The organism is Clostridium sp. (assembly GCF_050717515.1).
In the GTDB taxonomy this organism is placed as follows: Bacteria; Bacillota; Clostridia; order Clostridiales; family Clostridiaceae; genus Clostridium_AD.
This window is the reverse complement of the sequence record NZ_JBOITL010000017.1, coordinates 1-20,974: the sequence shown is the minus strand read 5'-3', so window position 1 is coordinate 20,974 and position 20,974 is coordinate 1. Positions and strand designations below refer to the sequence as shown.

The 20,974-nt window shown below is 32.2% G+C and carries 20 protein-coding genes, 1 rRNA gene and 3 pseudogenes; 15 read left to right on the top strand and 9 right to left on the bottom strand.

Going from position 1 to position 20,974, the window contains the following annotated elements:
* Nucleotides 1–138: 138 nt before the first annotated feature.
* The 3 genes from rrf to ACREV6_RS04855 all read left to right on the top strand — a co-directional run bounded on the left by rrf (nucleotide 139) and on the right by ACREV6_RS04855 (nucleotide 1,604).
* Nucleotides 139–255 (top strand): 5S ribosomal RNA (rrf, locus tag ACREV6_RS04865).
* 388 nt (nucleotides 256–643) lie between these two features.
* On the top strand, nucleotides 644–835 hold the full coding sequence (locus ACREV6_RS04860) for a redoxin domain-containing protein (protein ID WP_431576896.1): 192 nt from the start codon (nucleotides 644–646) through the stop codon (nucleotides 833–835).
* A gap of 43 nt (nucleotides 836–878) precedes the next feature.
* Nucleotides 879–1,604: a ferritin-like domain-containing protein gene (locus tag ACREV6_RS04855; RefSeq protein WP_431576898.1), complete on the top strand. Its 726-nt coding sequence runs from the start codon at nucleotides 879–881 to the stop codon at nucleotides 1,602–1,604.
* 69 nt (nucleotides 1,605–1,673) lie between these two features.
* Here the strand turns inward: ACREV6_RS04855 and ACREV6_RS04850 are convergent.
* Both ACREV6_RS04850 and ACREV6_RS04845 read right to left on the bottom strand, forming a co-directional pair.
* Nucleotides 1,674–1,880, bottom strand: a pseudogene (locus tag ACREV6_RS04850) (cytochrome b5 domain-containing protein); the annotation flags it as partial.
* 69 nt (nucleotides 1,881–1,949) lie between these two features.
* Nucleotides 1,950–2,546: pseudogene (locus ACREV6_RS04845) on the bottom strand (cupin domain-containing protein); the annotation flags it as partial.
* A 239-nt stretch (nucleotides 2,547–2,785) separates the two neighbouring features.
* Between ACREV6_RS04845 and ACREV6_RS04840 the strand changes: the two are divergent.
* The gene (locus ACREV6_RS04840) at nucleotides 2,786–3,007 is read left to right on the top strand and encodes a pyruvate formate lyase family protein (RefSeq protein WP_431576895.1); all 222 of its coding nucleotides are present in this window, start codon (nucleotides 2,786–2,788) and stop codon (nucleotides 3,005–3,007) included.
* Nucleotides 2,929–3,531: pseudogene (locus tag ACREV6_RS04835) on the top strand (glycine radical domain-containing protein); the annotation flags it as partial. The gene ACREV6_RS04840 and the pseudogene ACREV6_RS04835, both read left to right, overlap by 79 nt.
* A gap of 511 nt (nucleotides 3,532–4,042) precedes the next feature.
* Here the strand turns inward: ACREV6_RS04835 and ACREV6_RS04830 are convergent.
* Nucleotides 4,043–4,747 carry a DUF421 domain-containing protein gene (locus ACREV6_RS04830; protein ID WP_431576894.1) on the bottom strand — a complete coding sequence of 235 codons (705 nt, stop codon included), beginning with the start codon at nucleotides 4,745–4,747 and terminating at the stop codon, nucleotides 4,043–4,045.
* Between the two features lie 235 nt (nucleotides 4,748–4,982).
* The gene (locus tag ACREV6_RS04825; protein WP_431576893.1) at nucleotides 4,983–5,156 is read right to left on the bottom strand and encodes a hypothetical protein; all 174 of its coding nucleotides are present in this window, start codon (nucleotides 5,154–5,156) and stop codon (nucleotides 4,983–4,985) included.
* A gap of 622 nt (nucleotides 5,157–5,778) precedes the next feature.
* Between ACREV6_RS04825 and ACREV6_RS04820 the strand changes: the two genes are divergently transcribed.
* From ACREV6_RS04820 to radA, 6 genes are all read left to right on the top strand, one after another.
* Nucleotides 5,779–6,498 (top strand): TrkA C-terminal domain-containing protein, encoded by a 720-nt coding sequence (locus ACREV6_RS04820; RefSeq protein ID WP_431576892.1) that lies wholly within the window; start codon nucleotides 5,779–5,781, stop codon nucleotides 6,496–6,498.
* A 105-nt stretch (nucleotides 6,499–6,603) separates the two neighbouring features.
* The gene (locus ACREV6_RS04815; RefSeq protein WP_431576891.1) at nucleotides 6,604–7,278 is read left to right on the top strand and encodes a response regulator transcription factor; all 675 of its coding nucleotides are present in this window, start codon (nucleotides 6,604–6,606) and stop codon (nucleotides 7,276–7,278) included.
* Nucleotide 7,279: 1 nt separating this feature from the next.
* Complete coding sequence (locus ACREV6_RS04810; RefSeq protein ID WP_431576890.1) at nucleotides 7,280–8,296, top strand: sensor histidine kinase; 1,017 nt, start codon at nucleotides 7,280–7,282, stop codon at nucleotides 8,294–8,296.
* Between the two features lie 137 nt (nucleotides 8,297–8,433).
* Complete coding sequence (locus ACREV6_RS04805) at nucleotides 8,434–9,201, top strand: ABC transporter ATP-binding protein (protein WP_431576889.1); 768 nt, start codon at nucleotides 8,434–8,436, stop codon at nucleotides 9,199–9,201.
* Nucleotides 9,194–11,182, top strand: a complete 1,989-nt coding sequence (locus ACREV6_RS04800) for an FtsX-like permease family protein (RefSeq protein ID WP_431576888.1) — start codon at nucleotides 9,194–9,196, stop codon at nucleotides 11,180–11,182. The genes ACREV6_RS04805 and ACREV6_RS04800 overlap by 8 nt, the downstream gene beginning before the upstream one ends.
* Before the next feature lie 97 nt (nucleotides 11,183–11,279).
* Complete coding sequence (radA, locus tag ACREV6_RS04795; RefSeq protein ID WP_431576887.1) at nucleotides 11,280–12,659, top strand: DNA repair protein RadA; 1,380 nt, start codon at nucleotides 11,280–11,282, stop codon at nucleotides 12,657–12,659.
* Nucleotides 12,660–12,731: 72 nt separating this feature from the next.
* Here the strand turns inward: radA and pepI are convergent, their stop codons facing one another.
* Nucleotides 12,732–13,613 (bottom strand): proline iminopeptidase, encoded by an 882-nt coding sequence (gene pepI, locus ACREV6_RS04790; protein ID WP_431576886.1) that lies wholly within the window; start codon nucleotides 13,611–13,613, stop codon nucleotides 12,732–12,734.
* A gap of 382 nt (nucleotides 13,614–13,995) precedes the next feature.
* On the opposite strand from pepI, the gene ACREV6_RS04785 reads away from it, so the two are divergent.
* A complete protein-coding gene (locus tag ACREV6_RS04785) occupies nucleotides 13,996–15,087 on the top strand; it encodes a PfkB family carbohydrate kinase (protein WP_431576885.1) in 1,092 nt (363 codons plus the stop codon).
* A gap of 66 nt (nucleotides 15,088–15,153) precedes the next feature.
* Here ACREV6_RS04785 and ACREV6_RS04780 read toward each other — a convergent pair whose 3' ends face one another.
* The 4 genes from ACREV6_RS04780 to ACREV6_RS04765 form a co-directional block, all read right to left on the bottom strand.
* Nucleotides 15,154–16,305, bottom strand: coding sequence for an iron-containing alcohol dehydrogenase (locus ACREV6_RS04780; protein WP_431576884.1), 1,152 nt, complete (start codon nucleotides 16,303–16,305; stop codon nucleotides 15,154–15,156).
* Between the two features lie 47 nt (nucleotides 16,306–16,352).
* The gene (locus tag ACREV6_RS04775; protein ID WP_431576883.1) at nucleotides 16,353–16,985 is read right to left on the bottom strand and encodes a YczE/YyaS/YitT family protein; all 633 of its coding nucleotides are present in this window, start codon (nucleotides 16,983–16,985) and stop codon (nucleotides 16,353–16,355) included.
* A 1-nt stretch (nucleotide 16,986) separates the two neighbouring features.
* On the bottom strand, nucleotides 16,987–17,592 hold the full coding sequence (locus tag ACREV6_RS04770; RefSeq protein WP_431576897.1) for a phosphoribosylanthranilate isomerase: 606 nt from the start codon (nucleotides 17,590–17,592) through the stop codon (nucleotides 16,987–16,989).
* A gap of 91 nt (nucleotides 17,593–17,683) precedes the next feature.
* Nucleotides 17,684–18,622, bottom strand: coding sequence for a carbohydrate kinase family protein (locus tag ACREV6_RS04765; RefSeq protein WP_431576882.1), 939 nt, complete (start codon nucleotides 18,620–18,622; stop codon nucleotides 17,684–17,686).
* A gap of 302 nt (nucleotides 18,623–18,924) precedes the next feature.
* Here ACREV6_RS04765 and ACREV6_RS04760 point away from each other — a divergent pair, with 302 nt between their 5' ends.
* The 3 genes from ACREV6_RS04760 to ACREV6_RS04750 all read left to right on the top strand — a co-directional run bounded on the left by ACREV6_RS04760 (nucleotide 18,925) and on the right by ACREV6_RS04750 (nucleotide 20,814).
* A complete protein-coding gene (locus ACREV6_RS04760; protein WP_431576881.1) occupies nucleotides 18,925–19,110 on the top strand; it encodes a hypothetical protein in 186 nt (61 codons plus the stop codon).
* Complete coding sequence (locus ACREV6_RS04755; protein WP_431576880.1) at nucleotides 19,088–19,471, top strand: GyrI-like domain-containing protein; 384 nt, start codon at nucleotides 19,088–19,090, stop codon at nucleotides 19,469–19,471. The genes ACREV6_RS04760 and ACREV6_RS04755 overlap by 23 nt, the downstream gene beginning before the upstream one ends.
* A 554-nt stretch (nucleotides 19,472–20,025) precedes the next feature.
* On the top strand, nucleotides 20,026–20,814 hold the full coding sequence (locus ACREV6_RS04750; protein ID WP_431576879.1) for a GNAT family N-acetyltransferase: 789 nt from the start codon (nucleotides 20,026–20,028) through the stop codon (nucleotides 20,812–20,814).
* Nucleotides 20,815–20,974 lie beyond the last annotated feature (160 nt).

Below are 20,974 nucleotides of genomic sequence, written 5' to 3'. Positions count from 1 at the left end.
TGTAAGCATGGTAACATGTTCAGCTGACTAATACTAATAAGTCGAGGGCTTGACCTTAATATATATAAAGCGACTTCCAGCGTAAGCTAGAAGAATTAATTTCACTGTGCAATTTTGAGAGAATATATATTTTCTCAATCTGGTGATTATGGCATGAAGGTAACACCCCTTCCCATACCGAACAGGTAGGTTAAGCTTCAATGCGCTAATGGTACTGCAGGGGCAACCTTGTGGGAGAGTAAGTCGTCGCCAGGTAACAAAAAAACACTAAGTCTAACTTAGTGTTTTTTATTTTGCGTAAATATAATTGATATTTTTGATAACACAAGCATTGGGTGAAAATGCTGATGAAGTTATATTGACTGGTACAGGAGTTTTAGCAAAATGTTTTTGATATGAAATAGACAATTTAGAAGGTATTCTTTACTGATTAAGTTAGTGAATATATAGAATAATGTTATTGAACTTATGAAGTTATGAATTAATGTAATAAATTTGAAGTTAAAATTGAGAAACAATATTTTTAAAATGCGATGTAAAAATACCGTATTATTCAGTTATCAAAGAATTTTAACTGCATTGGTATGAAGGGGTGTGAACCTTTTAGCAGGAACCCCATACAAGTTAGCGATAATAAAATTAATTGACAGATGACTCGCGCAATTGTCTTAAAATTGGGGACTTAGCTCCTGATTTTAGTTTAGAAGGAGTTCTTGGAGGTGAAAGAACCAAGATAAATTTTAGCAATCAGAGAGTGAGATGGACTGTAGTATTTTTTTATGCCTCTGACTTTACATTTAGAGCAAAAAATCACATTTATAAAAATATAACATAATATATTATTGAATTATTATTTCAGGGGGGAATTTATGTATATTATGCCAAGAGCAGAGAATCCAATGATGTATAATCCTCAATTACAGGAGGCACTTGTGGGAGTAAAAGAAGCAGTTCAAGGCGAAAGAGAAGATGAACTTTTTTATGATTATCTTATAAGTGTGGCGCCTACTAGAGAAGAGAAAGATATTATAGTTTCTATAAGGGATGATGAACGCAAACATAATAGATTATTTAGAAAAATTTATAAAGACTTTACAGGTATGGAAGTGCCAACTGGTGGAGAAGAAACCTTCGAAAAACCAAAATCTTATTTAGATGGTATTAAAAAAGCTTTATTTGGAGAGTTAAGAGCAGTAGAAAAATATAGAGCAATTAGAAGAGCTTTGCCTATGGGGTCATATAGAGATGTGTTATTTGAAATAATTACAGATGAGATAAAACACTCATCTAAATACAATTATCTGTTTATTTTAAACAGCAGTTTATATATTCCATCTATAAATAGAGGCCTGGTACAAGAAACTTCTAAATTTACACCAGACGACTGGGTAAGATATATAACTCCATTAGTAACTCGTGCTTTAGCAGAAGCTAAAGAAGGGATTAATCCAGAACATTTATATCAGGAATTTATACTATCAGGAGTGCTTGTTGGACTAGGAAAGCCCCCTCAGGAGGCTATAGAACAAGTTGAACGGTGGGAAAGGGATGGTACATCACAGCTGCTTGCAAAGAGTAAAATGGCAAGAGGCTACAATTACTAGAGTGTAAAAATAAAATGTGATAGCTTAGTAGTTAAGTTATCACATTTTACTTTTACATGATTTTTATAATTACCCTTTAAGTACACCAACCTTAGGAAGCTTAGTTAATTTGCTTGCCACTCCATGGCAACTTTCAAACTGTGAGCTTAAATCTTTACCAGCAGTTAAGCCAAAGTGTGTAGCTCCGCTCCATTTTGAAATATCGCTTACATCATATACAATTCCATTAACTGCTACATAAGCAGGTTTTCCCATAGCACCATCATACTGTGCAAGTTCACTTAAGGTAAATTCCTTGGTTTGTCTAGGAGTTTTTTGTCCACTTTGATAGTAGTCGCCGCTGTGCTCTTCAGCAGCTTGTGCATCTGCTTTAGTTACATGAACTGTACCATGTGGATGCTGAGGTGGTGCATAAATAGAGTATAATTTAAGTGGTGTATTACCCGTATTGATTAGATTATGCCATTTACCAGCAGGTATGATGAACGCAAAATCATCATAGACATTTCTTTGAAAATCCAAGTTATATCTACTGTCACCCATTTTAACAAGTCCCTTACCTTCTTCAATACGTATAAATTGGTCAAGACCTGGATGAATCTCTAAACCTATATCTTCCCCAACATTGATGCTCATCAATGTAAGTTGAAAATGGCTTCCTGTCCATAAAGCAGTACGATAAGTATTGTTTTGCTTAGTAGCCTCTTCAATATTAACTACAAACGGTTCTGGCCCATAGTCCTTTAACTGAATTAAACCATCATCATTTGCAGATTGCAAAAAATCAAATCTTGAATCTAACCACGTTTCATCAGTATAGTTATACATTGGTGTGTTAATGTAATAAGGATATGGATAGCTTCTATAAACATTATACGTATTGTATGGATTATACATTGGTGTGTTAACACCATAAGGATATGGTTCATAAACATTATACATATTTCTATTCCTTTCATAGTATTATAAAATTATCATATGATATATGTTTAGAAAATGTGCTTCGGTTCACAGGAATGCTACGATCCTGGGGCCGAACTATAAGTAGGTATTTTCTTCATTTCAATTTTATATCCTGAAAAGAATGCCCAGTGCCGTGTTAAATAAAAAAATTAAACAGCATACTATTAGTGCAAGAAAGAACGATAGTACAATAACATCAAAAATAAAATGAGCTTATAGTGGGTCACCCTTGCGGCAAACCACGTGCAGGTGCATTTTCGCCAGATACCGCATGGGAGTGGGTCCGTAATGAAATAGACACCATCAGCACTAGATCACAGGATCCTTATTTTATAAGCGAAGAAGACAAGAAGATTATGCCTGGGAGGGGTACGAACAAATACGTCGTGACTGCCTTGATACACCTAAATATGGGAATGATGATAACTATGCCGATCTGATTGTCACCGATATTGTAGATTATACAGAACACAGAATCAATCAGCACAAGTCACTTTATGCAAGACAGATCCATGGCACTTTGTCCCAGTCCTTTAATACACCTCTGGGAGGGATGATTGGAGCAACACCCAATGGGCGACTTTCCGGTCTACCACTGTCTGACGCAATGAGTCCTTCTCAGCGCGCTGATAAAAAAGGGGCCACGGCAGTTATAAAGTCTGTATCTAAGATTAATGTTGAATCAATGAGTCTTGGCATGGCTCATAACTTTAAAATAAGCAGTAATTCTTTGGACACTCCGGAAGGTAGGATGGGACTCATTACCCTGCTTCGCACCGCCTCCATTATCGGGAATGCTGAGATGCAATTCAATTGCGTGGATAACAAAACATTAAAACTAGCCCAACTACATCCTGAAGAATATCGGGATCTTATTGTACGTGTTGCCGGATACTGTGCCTTTTTTGTGGAACTTTGCAAGGAAGTACAGGATGAAATTATCAGCCGTACAGTAATAGAATAAACTGTATTTCTTGTGGGCTATGTGCTGGAACTTGACCAGTTTCAGTAATTAAGTTGGAATAATATAAACATAGGATACAGCTATTAGTTAAATAAGATAAAAAAGAGACTACACAGAAATGTTTGTGTAGTCTCTTTAAATCGGTGAAGCGAACAGTAAAAAAGAATCAATTAGCGCAAGTCACTTTATGTGTATCAGTATCGTATTTTTATTATGGCACACCCAGTATATGGTAATACATCAATATAAGGGTGTGCACCTTTTAGCGGAAATCATACAAGTTAGCGATATTAAAATCACTAACTTTATTGAAAAACTCGCTAAATTGTATCAAAATCATAGTTATTAGACAGAGAAACCCTCGACTAATTAATCTTTAGCTGAGGGTTTCTTATGCTCTAATTTAGAAAATGTGAGCAGGACCGTGCCATAAGTAAATGAGTTTTTTTTCAAAACAAAGAGACTTAAACTAATATGTATATATAAATGAATATGTTTAGGCCTCAAGGGATTACTTATATAAAAAAACTTTTAGGCTACCTTTATTATCAAGGGTGGCAAGCAGAACGTTTTTTACATCAGTTTGATATAAACTTTCTAAACTGGAAACAACCCAGCTTTCGTCCCTATGAATTTGTTTTAGCTCCTTGGAAATAATTTTACCTTCCTTTATAAACGTCCTTGGCAAATTAAAAGGTTCTGTTTCCATTTGCAAGGATGAAGGAGTAATCGGTTCGTATTTTGGATGTAAAAAAACAGAAATTTTTCCGTCAGCTTCCCAAATTGCTAATGCTACCTTTTTCACATCCTCTACTTTTTCTTCACGTAATTCTTCTAATAACACATCAATTGATATTCTTGCTTTTTTTAATCCTTTATAAAGGATTTCTCCGTTCTGAACAATTGTGATTGGTGAATTATTAATAAGTCTTCTTAAAGTTGGAAATTTAAGAATGCTGAATATGCCACCAATATATAGGACAACTAATACAGTGGTTGTAATCATAGACCCTTTTAGACCAAGATGTTCGTCAGACAACGGATGGGCAATAATATTTCCAATTACTAAAGTAATAACAAAATCAAGGAGTCTTAATTGGGAGATGGTACGCTGTCCTAAGAGTTTTGCAATAGTCAGTAAAAAGAAAAAAGCAATAATAGCACGAAGAATCCACTCAATGGTGGTGAGCGTTTCCTGGCTTTGTAAAAAATTCATTTAAGATGCCTCCTAATCGCAAAAATTTAACACTGATGTTATTTTAACCAATATTCAATGAAAAAATTAAAAGAATTAGTGAATTGATTTAAAATATAAATTTGTAGTTGAAATTTAGGAACAATATTTTTGAAAGACGACATAAAAATGCCATAAAATCCAGTTATGAATAATACGGTATTTTAAAGGATTATTCGATTTTAATAGTTGTGACGCATAATACGAAGGGTATGAATTAATTTTTATTATCCAATAGTTTCTGGCATAAGTACATTAAACATGCATTTATTATTGCAAGTATAAAATAATTAATTAAATTATTTTTTAGTTTGATAACTTCAAATCCTATAAAAAATGTTAAGACAATACTCAAAAAATTTATTAATGCAAATAATTTATTCTTTTTCATATTTTATCCCCTTTATTCGTTAGATAGTGTTTGCTCCGTCTTATTTTACTGTGACGTATTAGATTTATCTTTATAAAATCACCTCATCTTAATTAATGTATAATATTTTACAACGTTGGCCTAACTATATAGAAATTATAGCATATTATACATATTTCTACATTGCTATATTTCTATAATAGTAAATGCTTTAATATTTAAACACCGTAGTATTCAATTTTCAAAGACCATTGTTCGCACTTTCAATTTCAATAGTTACGTCGCCTCTTTCTCATATGTCGTCACAATAAAACCCATATTAATCAGATATGGGTTTTTAAAAAATCAATTTAAAAGTTAGGTATTGACTTCAGCTTTTATAGTCCTACTACTGAAAATGGAGCAATCGTTTTTTTATCAACTACTGGATCTTTTTTAAGGCAAGATGCATACCGATGCGAATTTTGAACAAGGGATGTGCATTTTTTATGTTGATGTAGTGTGATTTTTAGCCAAATTATTTATTAGAATCAATGATAAATTAGATGACCTATCTTAATAAATAGTTGCAGCATTATACAAAAGCATGTAAAATCAATGTATAATTTTATGTTTTTTAGTTTATTATGAGGGGGATGAAAAGATGTCTATTAATCTAGCTTTATTAATATTATTATTTCTAGTTATCTTATATATTACCATTATTGAAATATTTACAGTGATTTTTATGATTGCTGGAGTGTCTAGTACTAGGGCTAAATTTCAAGTTATTTCATTGCTTACAAATTGTGGTTTCACAACAACCGAAAGTGAAATAATTGTTTCTTCTCGAAAAAGGCGAAAAATTGCTATTACAATTATGCTTTTCGGTAATATCTTCAATGTGGCCATAGTTTCACTTTTGGTGAACATGGTTATATCTTTTTCGAAAAATAAAGATTTTAATGTAATTCACTCTATTTTATATCTTTTGAGTTTTCTAGCCTTTATTACAATAATAAGAAAGATACCATTTTTTAGAGTAACCTTTGATAATATCGTAAAGCGTATAGCAACAAAGGTAATATTTAGTAAGAAGGCGAATCCAATGTTAATTTTTGATAATTTTCATGGATTTGTAATTGTAGAGATAAAGATTGTTGAGGTCCCTGAAAAGCTTAATAATAGGACTTTATTGGAGTCAAGAATTAGCAAAGACTATGGAATAAGAGTTCTAAATATTAAAAGAGATGATTTTTTAATGGGGGATATATCAAAGGAGGAAGAGATTATGAAAAATGATAGAGTAATGGTTTATGGCCCTTTAGCCAATATCATTGATGTATTTGAGCAAAAGCCTTCCCTTTATAGTAGAGCAAGCTAGAATTAGAAAGGTATATATGTTTTGCCTTGGAAAAACTTGACTGAAATACATATGACATTTAGTATAGTAAATACATGGATAAATAATGGCAAAAGGGTGATGAATATGTATAAAATATTAATTGTAGAAGATGACCCAACTATATCAAGTATATTAAAGAATCAATTGTGCAAATGGGGTTACGAGGCAGAAGTTATTTCTGATTTTAATAATGTTATAGATGAATTTATAAAATATGATCCGCAGCTGGTGATTTTGGATATTACCTTGCCTTTTTATAATGGCTTTCACTGGTGCGTGGAAATTAGGAAAATATCAAGGATTCCAATAATTTTTGCGTCTTCCGCCAGTGATAATATGAATTTGATTATGGCTATCAATATGGGAGCTGATGATTTTATTGCCAAGCCTTTTGATCTAAATGTAATAGTTGCAAAGATACAGGCCTTACTTAGGAGGACATATTCTTTTCAAGGACAAGTAAACATTTTAGAAAGCGATGGAGCTGTACTTAATTTAGGAGAGCTGACTCTTACCTATAAGGATCATAAGCTGGATTTAAGTAAAAATGAGTTCAAGATATTACAGATTCTTTTAGAAAACAAAAACAATGTGGTTTCTCGTGATGATATTATGAAGAAGCTGTGGGAAAGTGATAGTTTTATTGATGATAATACTTTAACGGTTAATGTCACTAGATTTCGAAAAAGGCTAGATGATATAGGGCTTAAAGATTTTATTAAGACAAAAAAAGGTATCGGATATATAGTGGGTGATTAAGATGGAAAAAAATTATCTTTGGACTATTGCAATTTCCTATTGCAAGGATAAAATAAAAACAATTGTTAAATTTTTCATTTTTATAATGATATTTTTCAGTGTATATTCTTTATATCATCTTCCCGTAGAGCCTATTTTATATGCAACCGTACTATCATCTACATTAGCTTTTTTATTTGGTCTTTATAATTTTAGGATATATTATGATAAGCATATGCTTCTTCAAGATATTCTCAGTGGGATACAATTTGAAATGGATAAGCTACCAAAGGCTAAGACCTTAATAGAAAAAGACTACCAGAGTATTAGTACAACTATATATAAGGAAAAATCAGAAATATTATATAACTCTGATAATAAATTAAGTGAGATGGTTGATTATTATACAATGTGGGCACATCAAATAAAGACCCCTATTGCTGCTTTTTCTATGATTATTCAGTCTATGCAGACAGGTACAGAAAAAAAACTTATGGAGCAGGAGCTATTTAAAATTGAACAATATGTAGAGATGGTGCTACATTATATAAGGCTAGAGAATTTGTCCTCTGACTTAAAATTAGAGATATATTCACTACATGACATTATTCGTCAAAGCGTGAAGAAATATGCGGCTACTTTCATATATAAGAAGATTTCACTAAACTTGAAGGAGTTTGATTGCAAGGTAATAACAGATGAAAAATGGATTACATTTGTGCTAGAACAAATTTTATCTAATGCATTAAAGTATACAAAGAGCGGTAGTATTTCAATTTATGTAGAGGGGAGTTTAGAGAAAACCTTAATAATTGAGGATACTGGAATAGGTATAGCCTCTGAAGATATTCCAAGAGTTTTTGAAAGAGGTTTTACAGGGTATAATGGCAGAATGGACAAGAAATCAACAGGAATAGGATTGTATTTATGTAAGGAAATTATTTCAAGACTGTCCCATAAAGTATCTATAACCTCAGAAATAGGAAAAGGAACAAAGGTAGCTATTGATTTTTCTACAGATACAATAAATATAGACTAGCCTTACATAAATGTAAGGTTAAAAAAGGAAGTGTAAGCTTAAGTTAAGGCAGAACATTCCTTTTTTTTATATAATTAATTTGTAAGTTAGGAAAGAACGTAAATCAATTTCCTAAAGTAAAAATTGGAGGGGTCAATATGGTATTAGTAGAAGTTAAAAATTTAAAGAAAATATATTCAACAAGATTTGGGGGCAATAAGGTTGAGGCTTTAGATGATGTTTCATTTTCAGTAGAAGCTGGTGAATATATAGCTATTATGGGGGAATCAGGATCAGGTAAAACTACATTGCTTAATATATTGGCATCACTTGATAAACCTACAAGTGGAGAAGTTTTATTAGAAGGGAAAAATATTGTTAACATAAAGGAAAGTGAAATATCTGCCTTTCGTAGAAATCATTTAGGTTATGTGTTTCAAGATTTTAATTTACTTGATACCTTCTCTATAAAGGATAATATATTCCTGCCGCTTGTGTTATCAGGAAAAGACTATAAAGAAATGGATAGCAGATTACAACCTATTGTAAGTAAGCTAGGAATCAAAGATATATTAGAGAAATATCCTTATGAAGTATCAGGAGGACAAAAGCAAAGGGCAGCAATAACCAGGGCTATTATTACAAATCCAAAATTAGTTCTAGCAGATGAGCCAACGGGTTCATTAGATTCAAAGTCGGCAGGTGAGATTATGAAATTATTTTCAAATATAAATAAATCTGGTCAGACTATTCTTATGGTTACACATAGTACAATAGCTGCAAGCCATGCTAGTCGTGTACTTTTTATAAAGGACGGAAAGCTATTTAATCAAATTTATCGTGGAGCTATGGGTAATGATGAAATGTATCAAAAGATTTCAAATACACTAACTCTGTTAACTACAGGAGGTAGTGAAAATGAATAGTTCCTTTTATTTCAAATTTGCTAAGACTAATTTAAAGAAAAATAGCAAAACTTATTTGCCCTATATATTAGCTTGTATATGTGCAATTATTATGTTTTACACCATGGATTGTTTAGCATTAAATGAAGGATTAGATAAGATTAGAAGAGCAGATGCATTAAAAATGATTCTGAAATCTGCAGTTAAAGTCATTGCATTATTTTCTATGGTATTTCTATTTTATACTAATAGTTTCTTAATAAAGAGAAGAAAAAAGGAAATAGGGCTTTATAATGTGCTTGGAATGGAAAAAAAGCATATTGCCAAGGTTCTTTCTAGTGAAACGGTAATAGTAGCTATTATTAGTTTAGTTTTAGGTATTTTAGGTGGAATTATAGTTGGAAAATTAATGTTTTTAATATTAATAAATTTAATGAAACTGGATATTACTATTTCATCTTCATTTTCACTATCAGTGCCAGCAATAATACAAACTATAGGATTGTTTAGTATGATTTTTGCAGCTATTTTAATAGTAAATCTTCTACAAGTTAAGCTTAAAAATCCTATTGAATTACTAAAAGGTGGTCAAAAGGGGGAAAAAGAGCCAAAGACATCATGGATATTAGCTATTTCTGGTGTTATTGAATTAGCCGTTGGGTATGGCCTTGCTATTAATATAGAATCACCATTAAAAGCATTTAATATATTTTGTATAGCAGTACTTTTAATTATTGCTGGAACCTATAGTACTTTTATAGCTGGAAGTATAGCGTTTTTGAAGATATTAAAGAAAAACAAGAAGTTTTTCTACAAAACAAAGAATTTTGTTTCAGTATCTGGAATGATCTATCGTATGAAGCAAAATGCTGTAGGGCTGGCTAATATTTGTATTTTAAGTACAGCGGTATTACTAACAATATCAACAACTGTTGCTTTATATGTTGGACAAGAAAGCAGCTTAAAAATTGCTTATCCATTAGATGTATCAATATCTATAAAAAACAGAGCAACAACAGCAAAAGAAAAGGATAAAGTAGCAAATATGATAAAAGAAGAAGCTCATAAGAGCAATGTAACACTAAAAAACCAAGTAGAATTTGACGATAAAGAATTAATAACATTACAAGATAAAAATTCATTCAAAATTCCTAATCCAGAGGTACCTATTACGACTGATTTAAAAAGTATACATCTTTATACCTTAGAAGATTATAACAAAATGGAAGGCAAAGATGCATCTTTAAAAGATAATGAGGTACTCATCTTTTCAATTGGGAAGGAATTTAATTATGATTCTATTGTTATAAATGATAAAAAATTTAAAGTGAAAGACAATCTTAATAAAATAAAGATAGCGAATAAAAATAAAAATAAAGTAATAGATGAATATAGAATTATAGTTAAGGATATGAATACATTAAAGGATACCTCTGAAGACAAGGATGTCACAGGATTTGTAAATGCTACTGAGAGCATTGCATTTGATATTGATGGTAATAAAGAGGATGCTCTAAAATTCTGTGATTCATTAAAAAGCCATATAAATGCTATGAAAAACAGTAATTTTAAAAGTATTTATACAGCTAGAGAAGAGTTTTATATACTTAATGGTGGGTTCATATTTATTGGATGTTTTTTAGGACTATTATTTACAATGGGAACAGTTTTAATAATTTACTATAAGCAAATTTCTGAAGGGTATGATGATAGCAAAAGATTTAAAATTATGCAAAAGGTAGGTATGAGCAAGAAAGAGGTTAAAAATACTATAAACAAGCAAATACTTATGGTGTTTTTCCTTCCACTAGCAGTAGCAGTAATGCACATTGTAGTTACTTTCAATGTTGTATCTAAATTATTATCTTGGTTTGGTCTATTTAGTACCAGTACATTAATACTTGCAATAGCGGGCACTGTTGTAATCTTTGCAGTATTGTACGCTATAGTTTATGGACTTACAGCAAAGACTTATTATAAAATTGTTCAGCAAGAAAATTAGATAGTGAATGGGATACATTAAAATCTCAATGTATTGACTGTGAAAATGATTTGTTGCTATAATTGAAGGGATGATGATAATAAGGGGATGTATTTAATTGGCTAAAGATAAAAAAGTTTATATTTGTAAAGATTGTGGCGCACAAGCTCCAAAGTGGATGGGGAAATGTAACGATTGTGGTGCCTGGAATACATATGAAGAAAAAATAGTTAAGGCAAGTGCTACCAAGGCTAACTCAAGTAGAATGGCAATAACAACTAGTCCAACAAAACTAAGAGCCATTGTACAATCCAACAGCGATAGGATAGTTACAGGAGTTTCAGAATTTGATAGAGTTATGGGTGGCGGGATAGTTAGAGATAGTATAAGCATAATTTCAGCACCGCCTGGGATGGGCAAGTCAACCCTTTTACTGCAACTAGCAAATGCTCTGTCTTTAAAAGGGTATAAAATTTTATATGCATCTGGAGAGGAAAGCAATAGTCAAATTAAAAATAGAGCTGACCGTACTGTAAAAGAAATAGCTGATAACTTCTGGGTAGTTTCTGATACTAAGTTAGATGAAATATTACAACATATAGAAACCGTTGATGCAGACTTAATAATACTTGACAGTATTCAAACATTTACGTTAGAAGAATATTCAGGTTCGAGAGCGGGATCTCCTACTCAAGTAATTGAATGTGCCACAGCTTTAAAGGATAAAGCTAAGAATCCAGATAGACCAAGAGCTGTATTTCTCGTTGGCCAAATGACAAAGGCTGATGAGATGGCGGGGCCTCGAATATTAGAGCATTTAGTGGATACCGTATTGTACATAGAGGGAGAAGATGGAGAAGAACTGAAACATTTAATCAGCAAAAAGAATAGATATGGTGACACTTCGGAGAGTGGACTATTTCGTATGTCAGAAATAGGGATGGAAGAAATAGCTGACCCCTCGGAGTTTTTTATGACCAAAAGGGAAGAGCTAGTACCAGGGAGTGCACTAGCCGTTATAAAGGATGGTACCAGACCTATTGTTGTAGAGATAGAGAGTCTTGTATCTAAATCGTTTACTCCTTATCCAAGTAGATTAAGTGAGTGTTTTGCAAGGAAGGAACAACTAGGTACTCTTATCTCTATTCTTGAGGAAAGGGGAGGAGTAGGACTTTATGATAAAAATGTTATTATAAAAGCAACAGGTGGTCTTAAGTTAACTGAAACATCAGTAAATCTTGCTGTAGTGATGAGTATTGCATCCTCCGCATTAAACCATGGAATATCTACTGATACAGTTTTTATAGGAGAGCTTGGTCTTACAGGTGAATTAAAAAAAGTACCATCACTCGAGCAAAGACTAAAAGAGGTAGATAGAATGGGGTTTAAAAAGGCATATATACCCATGAATTGTTTAAAAACAGGAGTTAAATTTAAAAATATAAGGGTTATTCCTTGTAAGAAATTAATGGATGTTATTGAAAAGGAAATAAAATAAACACCCCTAGGGTGTTTATTTTATTGTTGTTGGGTGCTATATCACGGTGAGAGTCATCTCATGCTGTGATAATCAGTCGTTTTTATTCAACCACTTATTAAGCACTTCTATATATTTCTCATTCTCTTCTACGAAGGGCATGTGGCGGCTGAATTCAAATAATTCCCATTCTGAATTCGGAATTTTGTCATACATTGTTTTTGCAATAAGTGGTGAACAAAGATCAAGCAAACCGCTGATGATTAAACTAGGTTCTTTAATGTCTTCAATCTCTTTCATAAAATCAAAGTTTTTTAAGTTGCCAGATGGACTGAACTCATTTTGCCCCCATGCAGTTACATAAGCTTCTGTTCCAGCAACCTTTGGGCGGCTTAAACATTTTGGAGAATCTGGTCCTAATAGGCCTGCGCAGTGACGAAGCATGAATTCTGCCTCTGCTTTTTTATATTCTTTTGATGAATAATCCACCGATTTTTCTGCTTTTGCAATGGCATCTTGCATTTCTCGCGGAAGGTATGCAACTCTTCTACGCTGTTCCTTTTCCCAAAGCGAGGCAGAGGGTAAAGTACTGGATAATATATAGCTCTTTATTCCTTTGGGTTTGTATTCGCAAGCATATTGAATTGCCTGCATCCCTCCCCAAGATTGTCCTAATAAGTGGATTTCGTCTAGGCCTAAGTGTTTACGTAACTGGATTAATTCTTCAATCCATGTCTTCGCACACCATAAGTCGGGACGGGAAGGTGCTTCGGAAAGTCCGCATCCCAATTGGTCATACATAATAACTGCACGTCCATCTTCCGCAACTTTATCAAGTACTTCAAAATAATTATGTGTAGAACCCGGTCCGCCGTGTAATAAAACCAATGGTTTTTTATTTCCTGTGCATTCACCTACTATACGATAGTAAGTCTTATATTCTAGATATGGAATATAGCCTTCAGTAATCTTCATAATCAATCTCCTTATGTCTATTTGTATTCAGTAACAATAATTACGTTTTTTGTATATTTATTCGATATTATTAATTTGTATTTTTCTACAAACTTAGATAAGATTTCAACTTTGTTCTGAATATCATTGTACCATACAATTTCTATACCAAGACACTCTTCTTGTGGGAACAATTTATTAATGAGGATTTTGTAGTTTCTGTTAACATTATAATGGGCCATCAGAAGTGGTAAAACTAATGTTTACTATGATGGACATTAGTTTTATTGAGGTTTATTGACTTTCATTCTTACTTTGTTTATAATAAACTAAACAAATGTTTAAACACTTAATTGTTAGCTATTTTACAATTAAAATTATTTAAAATGAAATGGAGAATCGTATGACGGAACGGGAGTTAGAAATTCTAAAAATAATTAAACAGGATCCATTGATTTCACAATATGAGCTTGCAGATATTCTTGGGATTACTCGTTCTGGAGCTGCTGCTCATATTCATAATTTAACAAGGAAAGGGTACATAAAAGGAAAGGGATATGTTTTAAGTGAACCTCGTTTTATCACAGTAGTGGGTGGAGTTAATATAGATACTCTTGGGACGTCAAGGAGTAAACTAATACATGATAATTCAAATCCTGGCAAAATAGTTCATTTATTAGGAGGTGCAGGAAGAAATATTGCACTGGCTCTAACAAAACTGGGAATTCCTAATTATTTTATTTCGGTATTTGGTGATGATCTAAATGGAGAAAAATTCTTAGATGATGCGAAAGAAAATAATATGAACGTTCAATACTGTGAAAAAATTAAAGGGGAAGCTACATCATCATTCATATCTATTAATGATTCAGATGGAAATAGAATAGTTGGAATTGATGACATGGACATATATCATAACATGACTCTTTTGTTTATTGAAAAAAATTTAGATAGAATTAATCATTCAGACTATTGCATTATTGACACGAATCTTCCGAAGGATGTCATAGATTACATATATGACAAAGTAACAACTCCTCTTGTAGTTAAAACAGTATCCCTTAATAAAAGCTACCGACTAATTAATAATATACACAAAATAGAAATTTTAGTAATCACACCAAAAGAGCTATCTCAATTAGTTTCTGAATTAAATGAGACTTATACAAACATTAGTAATGCCATTGACCTCTTACTAAATAAGGGTGTTAAAAATGTTCTTGTTTTTTCAGCAAGCGAAGGTCTGTTTTTTAAAAATCAAAGCACAGAATACAAATTGAAGATTGCACCAGCTTCAATTGTAAATACAAACGGAGCAAGTGCAACTTTAACTGGCACTTTAATTTGTGGACTCCAAAATAATATGAAATGGGAAGAAGCTTTAAAATATGCATATGTTGCAGCCATTAGTAGTATGGAAACACAAACTCCGGTAAATCCAAATTTATCTCAGGAATTATTAATGGAAAAAAAGAAAATTCTTTTTTCTAATTAAAACTATACTATTATTTTTCATAAAAAAACTTATCTTGGTGATATATCTCACACAAGATAAGTTTTTTTATTCGTATAATTTTAATAAATTTTCAGCTAAATCCAAAGTGATTTCCATTGGTGAATTACCTGCAAAACGTTCTTCAACAACCTTTTGTGCATTAGCTATAAGCTCTTCCCTAGAAATATTGAATTTTTCTAAAGAGTCCAGGCCAATTACTTCATCTCTAAACCATTTGAATTTTTCTGCTGTGATTTCACCAATTTCGAAGGCTGTAGAATCATCCGGATACTGAGCCCCCAAAATCAATCCAATTTCTTTTATTTTTTTAGGATTTGCCTGAGCTGTATATAACAAAGTACCAGGTAGAGCATAAGCACATGCCATTCCGTGTGGAATTCCATAAAGTGCGCCAATAATATGAGCCTGTGAATGACCAACATGCGTTCCTGCATTATTTAACATCCAGCCACCTAATGCAGCGGCAACCATCATACGTTCTCTGGCCTCTAGGTCATTCCCGTTTTTTATAGCTTTAGGCAAGTATTTTACAATTAAATACATAATCTTTTCACAGATAGCATCTGTAACTGGAGAAGATAAATTGGAGGTATACCCTTCAGCTGCATGTGAAAATGCATCTAAACCAGTAGCCCCTGTCATGCTTTTAGGAAGTGTAATTGTGAGCTCAGGAACTAAAACAGCATATTCACTCACGGCATTATTTGATAAGACAGCCAATTTTTCATGTGTCTCAGGTTCAGAAACAATTAAAGCATTAGATAATTCACTTCCGGTGCCAGATGTGGTAGGAACTGCAATTAATCCTTTGCAAAAATTAGGAATTTCTTTCTCAAAAGCATAATCTCTGATATTTCCGCCTAAAGTTCTAATAATATTGATTCCCCTTGAAGAATCAATAGCACTTCCGCCACCAATACCAATTATGCAGTCACAATTATTTTCAGAAAATAATTTAGCTCCATTATCAATAACATCAGTAGGTGGATTAGAAACTATTTTATCGTAGACAAAGTAGTCCAGACTGTTTTCTTTTAATAATGTAAACATTCCCTGAATAATAGGAGTGTTTAGTAAAAAACTGTCAATGGCAATCATAGGTTTTTTATATTTTTCCGTGTTTAGAATCTGCAAAATAGTATTATCTAATTCGTGAGAAACAATAACTTTAACTTTTTGTTCTAATTTAAAATCCATAATATCCTCCTAGTTTTTAATAAACCTTGTTGAATTTACCCTTAAAATTAACTTTCATGATAAATGCATTTTTTAAAGATGCCGCTAAAAAACTGTATGGCGGGACCAGTTGTAATTGCAGTAACTATAGTTATAATCCCAAACTTTCCTCCCAGTAAAAAACCAATAATAGTTAAAACAATATCCATGGTAATTTTAGAACGACTAATACTCCAGCCTGTCTTGTCACGAATAGTCAGCATAAACCCATTGAAGGGGTCAACTCCTATATTACTTGCCACAAAAAGACTAATTCCAATATAATAAATAAGGCATCCGAATCCTCCTGCAAGCAAGCGTATTCCTAAAGCATCACTTGTAAAAATATGAGGGTATAAGTGACTTCCAATAGATATAAAGACTCCATAAGGAATTAAATATAGAAAAGTTCCAACATTTAAATATTTACGTCCGAATAAATATAGAATAAGAAGTAATCCAATGTTTATAAAATTTGAAACATACCCAAGTTGGAGATAGCTTAATCCCCAAAAGGCACGTACCCCATCATAAACAATCCCAATTGGATCATTTCCTAATTGGGTATTATTATTAAATGAGACGCCTATGCATACTATAAAAATACCTAGCATTGAAATGCTGACTGATTTAAATGATAGATTTTTGTTAATAGATTTCATTTTATAAACCTAATTCTTTAGCAATCTTATTTGCTCTTTCACAAAATTCTTTTACTTTTGGAATGTCTTTTTCCATTACACCATCATTGTATTTATGGCTTGTCTTAGTTAAAGAGTCTACACCATAAGGTTTTACCCGTTTGATACATTCTTCTACATTGTCCGGTCCTAAACCTCCTGCAATAATTACTGGGATATTTACAGATCTAACAATCTCTGCATCAATGTCCCAATCATGGGTCAGCCCGCTTGCTCCTATACCTGTATCTGCTGCAAGTCCTGAATCTGTTAATATATAATCACAGAATTTTGCATACTCTTTTGCACGATCTACAGCTTGAGGTCCGTCCACAAGAACAGCCTGCATTAATTCAACACCAGGGCATTCTTTATGTAATCTTTGCGCGAATGCTGCATCAGCTGTAAATTCCATACCTGCAATATGTAGAATATCCGGTTTTACTCTATTTGCAATGAAAATCATTTCATCAGGGTCTGTATTTAGCATGATAGCTACACATTTGACACCGCGTTTTTTTGCCTCATTGAAGATACGATCCACAACATCAAATGGAACACGATGAGCTGGTACGCCGCCGCTCTGCACAGGTACCAAGCCAATATGGTCTGCACCAGCATTCATAGTCGCAACGCTTTCATTGTAGTTTACTAAAGAATAGATTTGATTTTTCATATTTTTACACCTCTTCGTAAAATTTTTTTGCTCTTTCTATTATATTTTTAATATTTAAATTTGGAGATACCGACTCCGCAACTTCTACAGTTAAACTAGCTGCTGCCTGGGTCAACATCCCTACTCTTTTTAAAGGTATTGTATTACCATACTGAAAACGTGCCCAGGTAATAGTTGCCATACTACAATCGCCGGCTCCATTTACACTTACTATATGTGAATCCAAAATTGGAATACAGTCCACTTCTCCTTCTCTTGAACACAAAATTCCCTTTGATCCTAAAGATATAAATACATTCTTTACTCCCTTTTGATGTAAAACTCTGGCTGCTTCTTTAGCGCTTTCGGTATCAACAATTTTTACTCCTGATAAAACACTTGCTTCTAATTCATTTGGTTTAAAAGTATCAATTTTATCTAAAATATTTTCAAATCTGTTTACTTTAGCAATAGAAACTGGATCTGCAAAAATCGGTACAGTACAATTGTTCGCAAGCCACTCGATAGATTCTTTTGGAATATTTCCATCAATCACACAAATGGATGCTCTGTTAATGAAGTTTATACGTCTCTCCAAGAATTCCGGAGTAATATATTCTGTGATTTTCATATCATTAACCGCTGTGACCATATCTCCCTTTTCATCTGTGACATATAAATAAGTTGAGCTTTTGGTATTAAGAATACATTCGGCATAATCTAAGCGAATATCATGCTTTTTACACTCCTCAGATAGAAATTTCCCGAAATAATCATCTCCATAGACTGTTACCAAATATGTAGGAACATCTAATTTTGTTAAGTTTTGAGCAATATTCTGTCCTACTCCACCAACAGTCATTTCAATGCCTCCGATATTCGAATCTTTTTCCCTATATACATCCCCGGACAAGCCCGCTATATCTAAATTCAGCCCCCCTATGACTACTACATAATTATCCATTAGCATCTCACCCCCTTAACTTTATGAATAAACTATAACACAAAATCTTTAATACTTAAACAAATATTTAAGAACTAAACATTTGTTTAGAAAAGAAAACTTTTTTCTTTAAACCCTCTTCTATGTAAAAATAAGCTAAACTCGACGAGTAACTTAATAATTTGATTGTACATATATATGTACAATTATTATAAATAACAAGGAATGAAGAAACAATTTTTATTAAAACAGCAAAAGAAGTCCTTTTATTATTAAATTCATGCATTATAATTAAGTTATCGTTGCAACGAGGAGTGAATTTTATGAGTTATGTTGAATATCTACAAAAAACCATAGATTACATTGAAGAGAATATTAAACAGCCTATCACAATTGAGGTTTGTGCAGATGTTGCTGGATTTTCAAAATATCACTTTTATAGGTTATTTACATTGTTTGTTGGGGTTAGAGGATGTTATAACATTTATGACAAAATGGGTGGAAAATAATAATATTGATATTAGCTCGAGACAATTCGGATTTGATATTCCTGTTTCAGAAGAACAAAGACAAAAGGGATTAAGGGGGTATGAATATTGGATAAAAGTCAATGAAGATATCGATGTCTGTGAAGGTGTGAAACTTAAAAAAATAGATAAATGGAAATATGCAACTCTCAGAATAACTAACCCTTTCTCAAATCCCTTTCAAGCTATACCTGCTGGTTGGAATAAATTAGTAGAGTGGGTTAACGCAAAGGGATATGAGCCAGATTGTAGAGCTGACTGTTATAAGGAGAAGTACTGGCTTGAAGAAAAACTCCAAGAAAATGGTATTACTTACATGGATATTTATTTCCCATTAAATTAATTTTATAATTAGTAAACACAGAAATATTTTCTGTGTTTACTAATATTTTTATTATGCTTTTTTCATTTATTATGGTGCAATTATTATGGTGCAATTATTATGGTGCAATTATTAGATATAAAGAGGTTAAATTAATAAGACGAAAATTATGCTTAGAGCATAAGCTTTTGGGTTAAATTAAAATAAATGCACATTCCTATGGATTTTAAACTTAGGGATGTGCACTTTTTAGCAGAATTATAAAGTCTTTGATTTAGAAAATCTATGAACTAAGGCTAAACATAATACATATGAAATAGTAAAAGAATCCCGGACTAAGGCGAAGATTTTTTTGGCTATATGTTATAATAATGGTAAATTAAACAAGTAAGGGGTGCATTATATGAAATGGGAAGACTCAAGAAGGTAATTAAGTACTTAAAGAGTATGCAGAAAAACATAAGAAGTATAAAAGTAGGGAAATGTATGTATATCATACAAAACATGATATCAGTTGGCTTGTTTACTAAGAAAGGGATATAAAAATAACTTGAAAATTAAAAGGAGAAAATATTATGAACCAGTATATAAAAATTCAAGAAAAGATAAAGCATAGCGAGATTACTTATATCAGCAACTTTTCTGAATACTTCGAAAATGAACAGATTATTAGATTTCGTGACAGTAAGATGAAGGATATGCATTTTCACAATTCTACAAATATTAAAAAAACATTATCTAAAGATGTTTTACAGCAGATTATTAAAGAGGAAATAGAACTAAATTATAAAGAGAGTAAAGATTTTTGTAGGATTACTATAGATGAACTGCCTTCTGAAAAATGTTTAGAAGGATATCATGAAAAACTAGAGATTGAGCATTATGGTAACTATGTATATGTACCTATGGAATCTACAAAATGGAATACCTTAAATAGGTATTCGATACGTAAAATTGCAGATTATTCTATGGTTGAAGATTTGGTATCACTAGATCTAATTCAGGACAGTGAGACTTTTGAAAAAGATTTTTGCCAGCGTAGAGCCAGACGTATAGGACAGGCATCTTTGTCAGAAATTCCGGTGGATACATATATTTGTTATTATGATAAAATTCCAGTTGGAAGTTGTGAATTGTTTTTATATAATGGAATAGCTAAAATAGAAGATTTTACAGTGTCCCCAGAGTATCAGCGCCGTGGAATAGGTACTACTATCTTAAAATATGTGATAGACATAGCGCTTTTAAAGAAAGCTGAAGTGATATATCTCTGTGCCGATGAGGAAGATACAGCAAAAGAAATGTATAAAAATTTGGGATTTGAAAAAGTAAGTGAATCTTATGCATTAGTATTTAAATTGTAAAATATAGTTAGGGATATAATATTTAGAAAAAATGGGAATGTAGCTAGATTTGTGTAAATAAATCTAGCTACATTCTTTTTTTGTATAAATAAATGGTAGTTGTGGTAATAATATCTAATAATTAAGTTAGGAGGAATGGTTATGAAAGAAATTGAAGCAC

Coding starts and splice junctions, on each gene's coding strand:
- ACREV6_RS04755 (WP_431576880.1), top strand. CDS start 19,088: ATGACAAAATGGGTGGAAAATAATAATATTGATATTAGCTCGAGACAA.
- ACREV6_RS04805 (WP_431576889.1), top strand. CDS start 8,434: ATGGTATTAGTAGAAGTTAAAAATTTAAAGAAAATATATTCAACAAGA.
- ACREV6_RS04750 (WP_431576879.1), top strand. CDS start 20,026: ATGAACCAGTATATAAAAATTCAAGAAAAGATAAAGCATAGCGAGATT.
- pepI (WP_431576886.1), bottom strand. CDS start 13,613: ATGAAGATTACTGAAGGCTATATTCCATATCTAGAATATAAGACTTAC.
- ACREV6_RS04800 (WP_431576888.1), top strand. CDS start 9,194: ATGAATAGTTCCTTTTATTTCAAATTTGCTAAGACTAATTTAAAGAAA.
- ACREV6_RS04765 (WP_431576882.1), bottom strand. CDS start 18,622: ATGGATAATTATGTAGTAGTCATAGGGGGGCTGAATTTAGATATAGCG.
- ACREV6_RS04855 (WP_431576898.1), top strand. CDS start 879: ATGCCAAGAGCAGAGAATCCAATGATGTATAATCCTCAATTACAGGAG.
- ACREV6_RS04825 (WP_431576893.1), bottom strand. CDS start 5,156: ATGAAAAAGAATAAATTATTTGCATTAATAAATTTTTTGAGTATTGTC.
- ACREV6_RS04775 (WP_431576883.1), bottom strand. CDS start 16,985: ATGAAATCTATTAACAAAAATCTATCATTTAAATCAGTCAGCATTTCA.
- ACREV6_RS04810 (WP_431576890.1), top strand. CDS start 7,280: ATGGAAAAAAATTATCTTTGGACTATTGCAATTTCCTATTGCAAGGAT.
- ACREV6_RS04760 (WP_431576881.1), top strand. CDS start 18,925: ATGAGTTATGTTGAATATCTACAAAAAACCATAGATTACATTGAAGAG.
- ACREV6_RS04815 (WP_431576891.1), top strand. CDS start 6,604: ATGTATAAAATATTAATTGTAGAAGATGACCCAACTATATCAAGTATA.
- ACREV6_RS04820 (WP_431576892.1), top strand. CDS start 5,779: ATGTCTATTAATCTAGCTTTATTAATATTATTATTTCTAGTTATCTTA.
- ACREV6_RS04785 (WP_431576885.1), top strand. CDS start 13,996: ATGACGGAACGGGAGTTAGAAATTCTAAAAATAATTAAACAGGATCCA.
- ACREV6_RS04780 (WP_431576884.1), bottom strand. CDS start 16,305: ATGGATTTTAAATTAGAACAAAAAGTTAAAGTTATTGTTTCTCACGAA.
- ACREV6_RS04830 (WP_431576894.1), bottom strand. CDS start 4,747: ATGAATTTTTTACAAAGCCAGGAAACGCTCACCACCATTGAGTGGATT.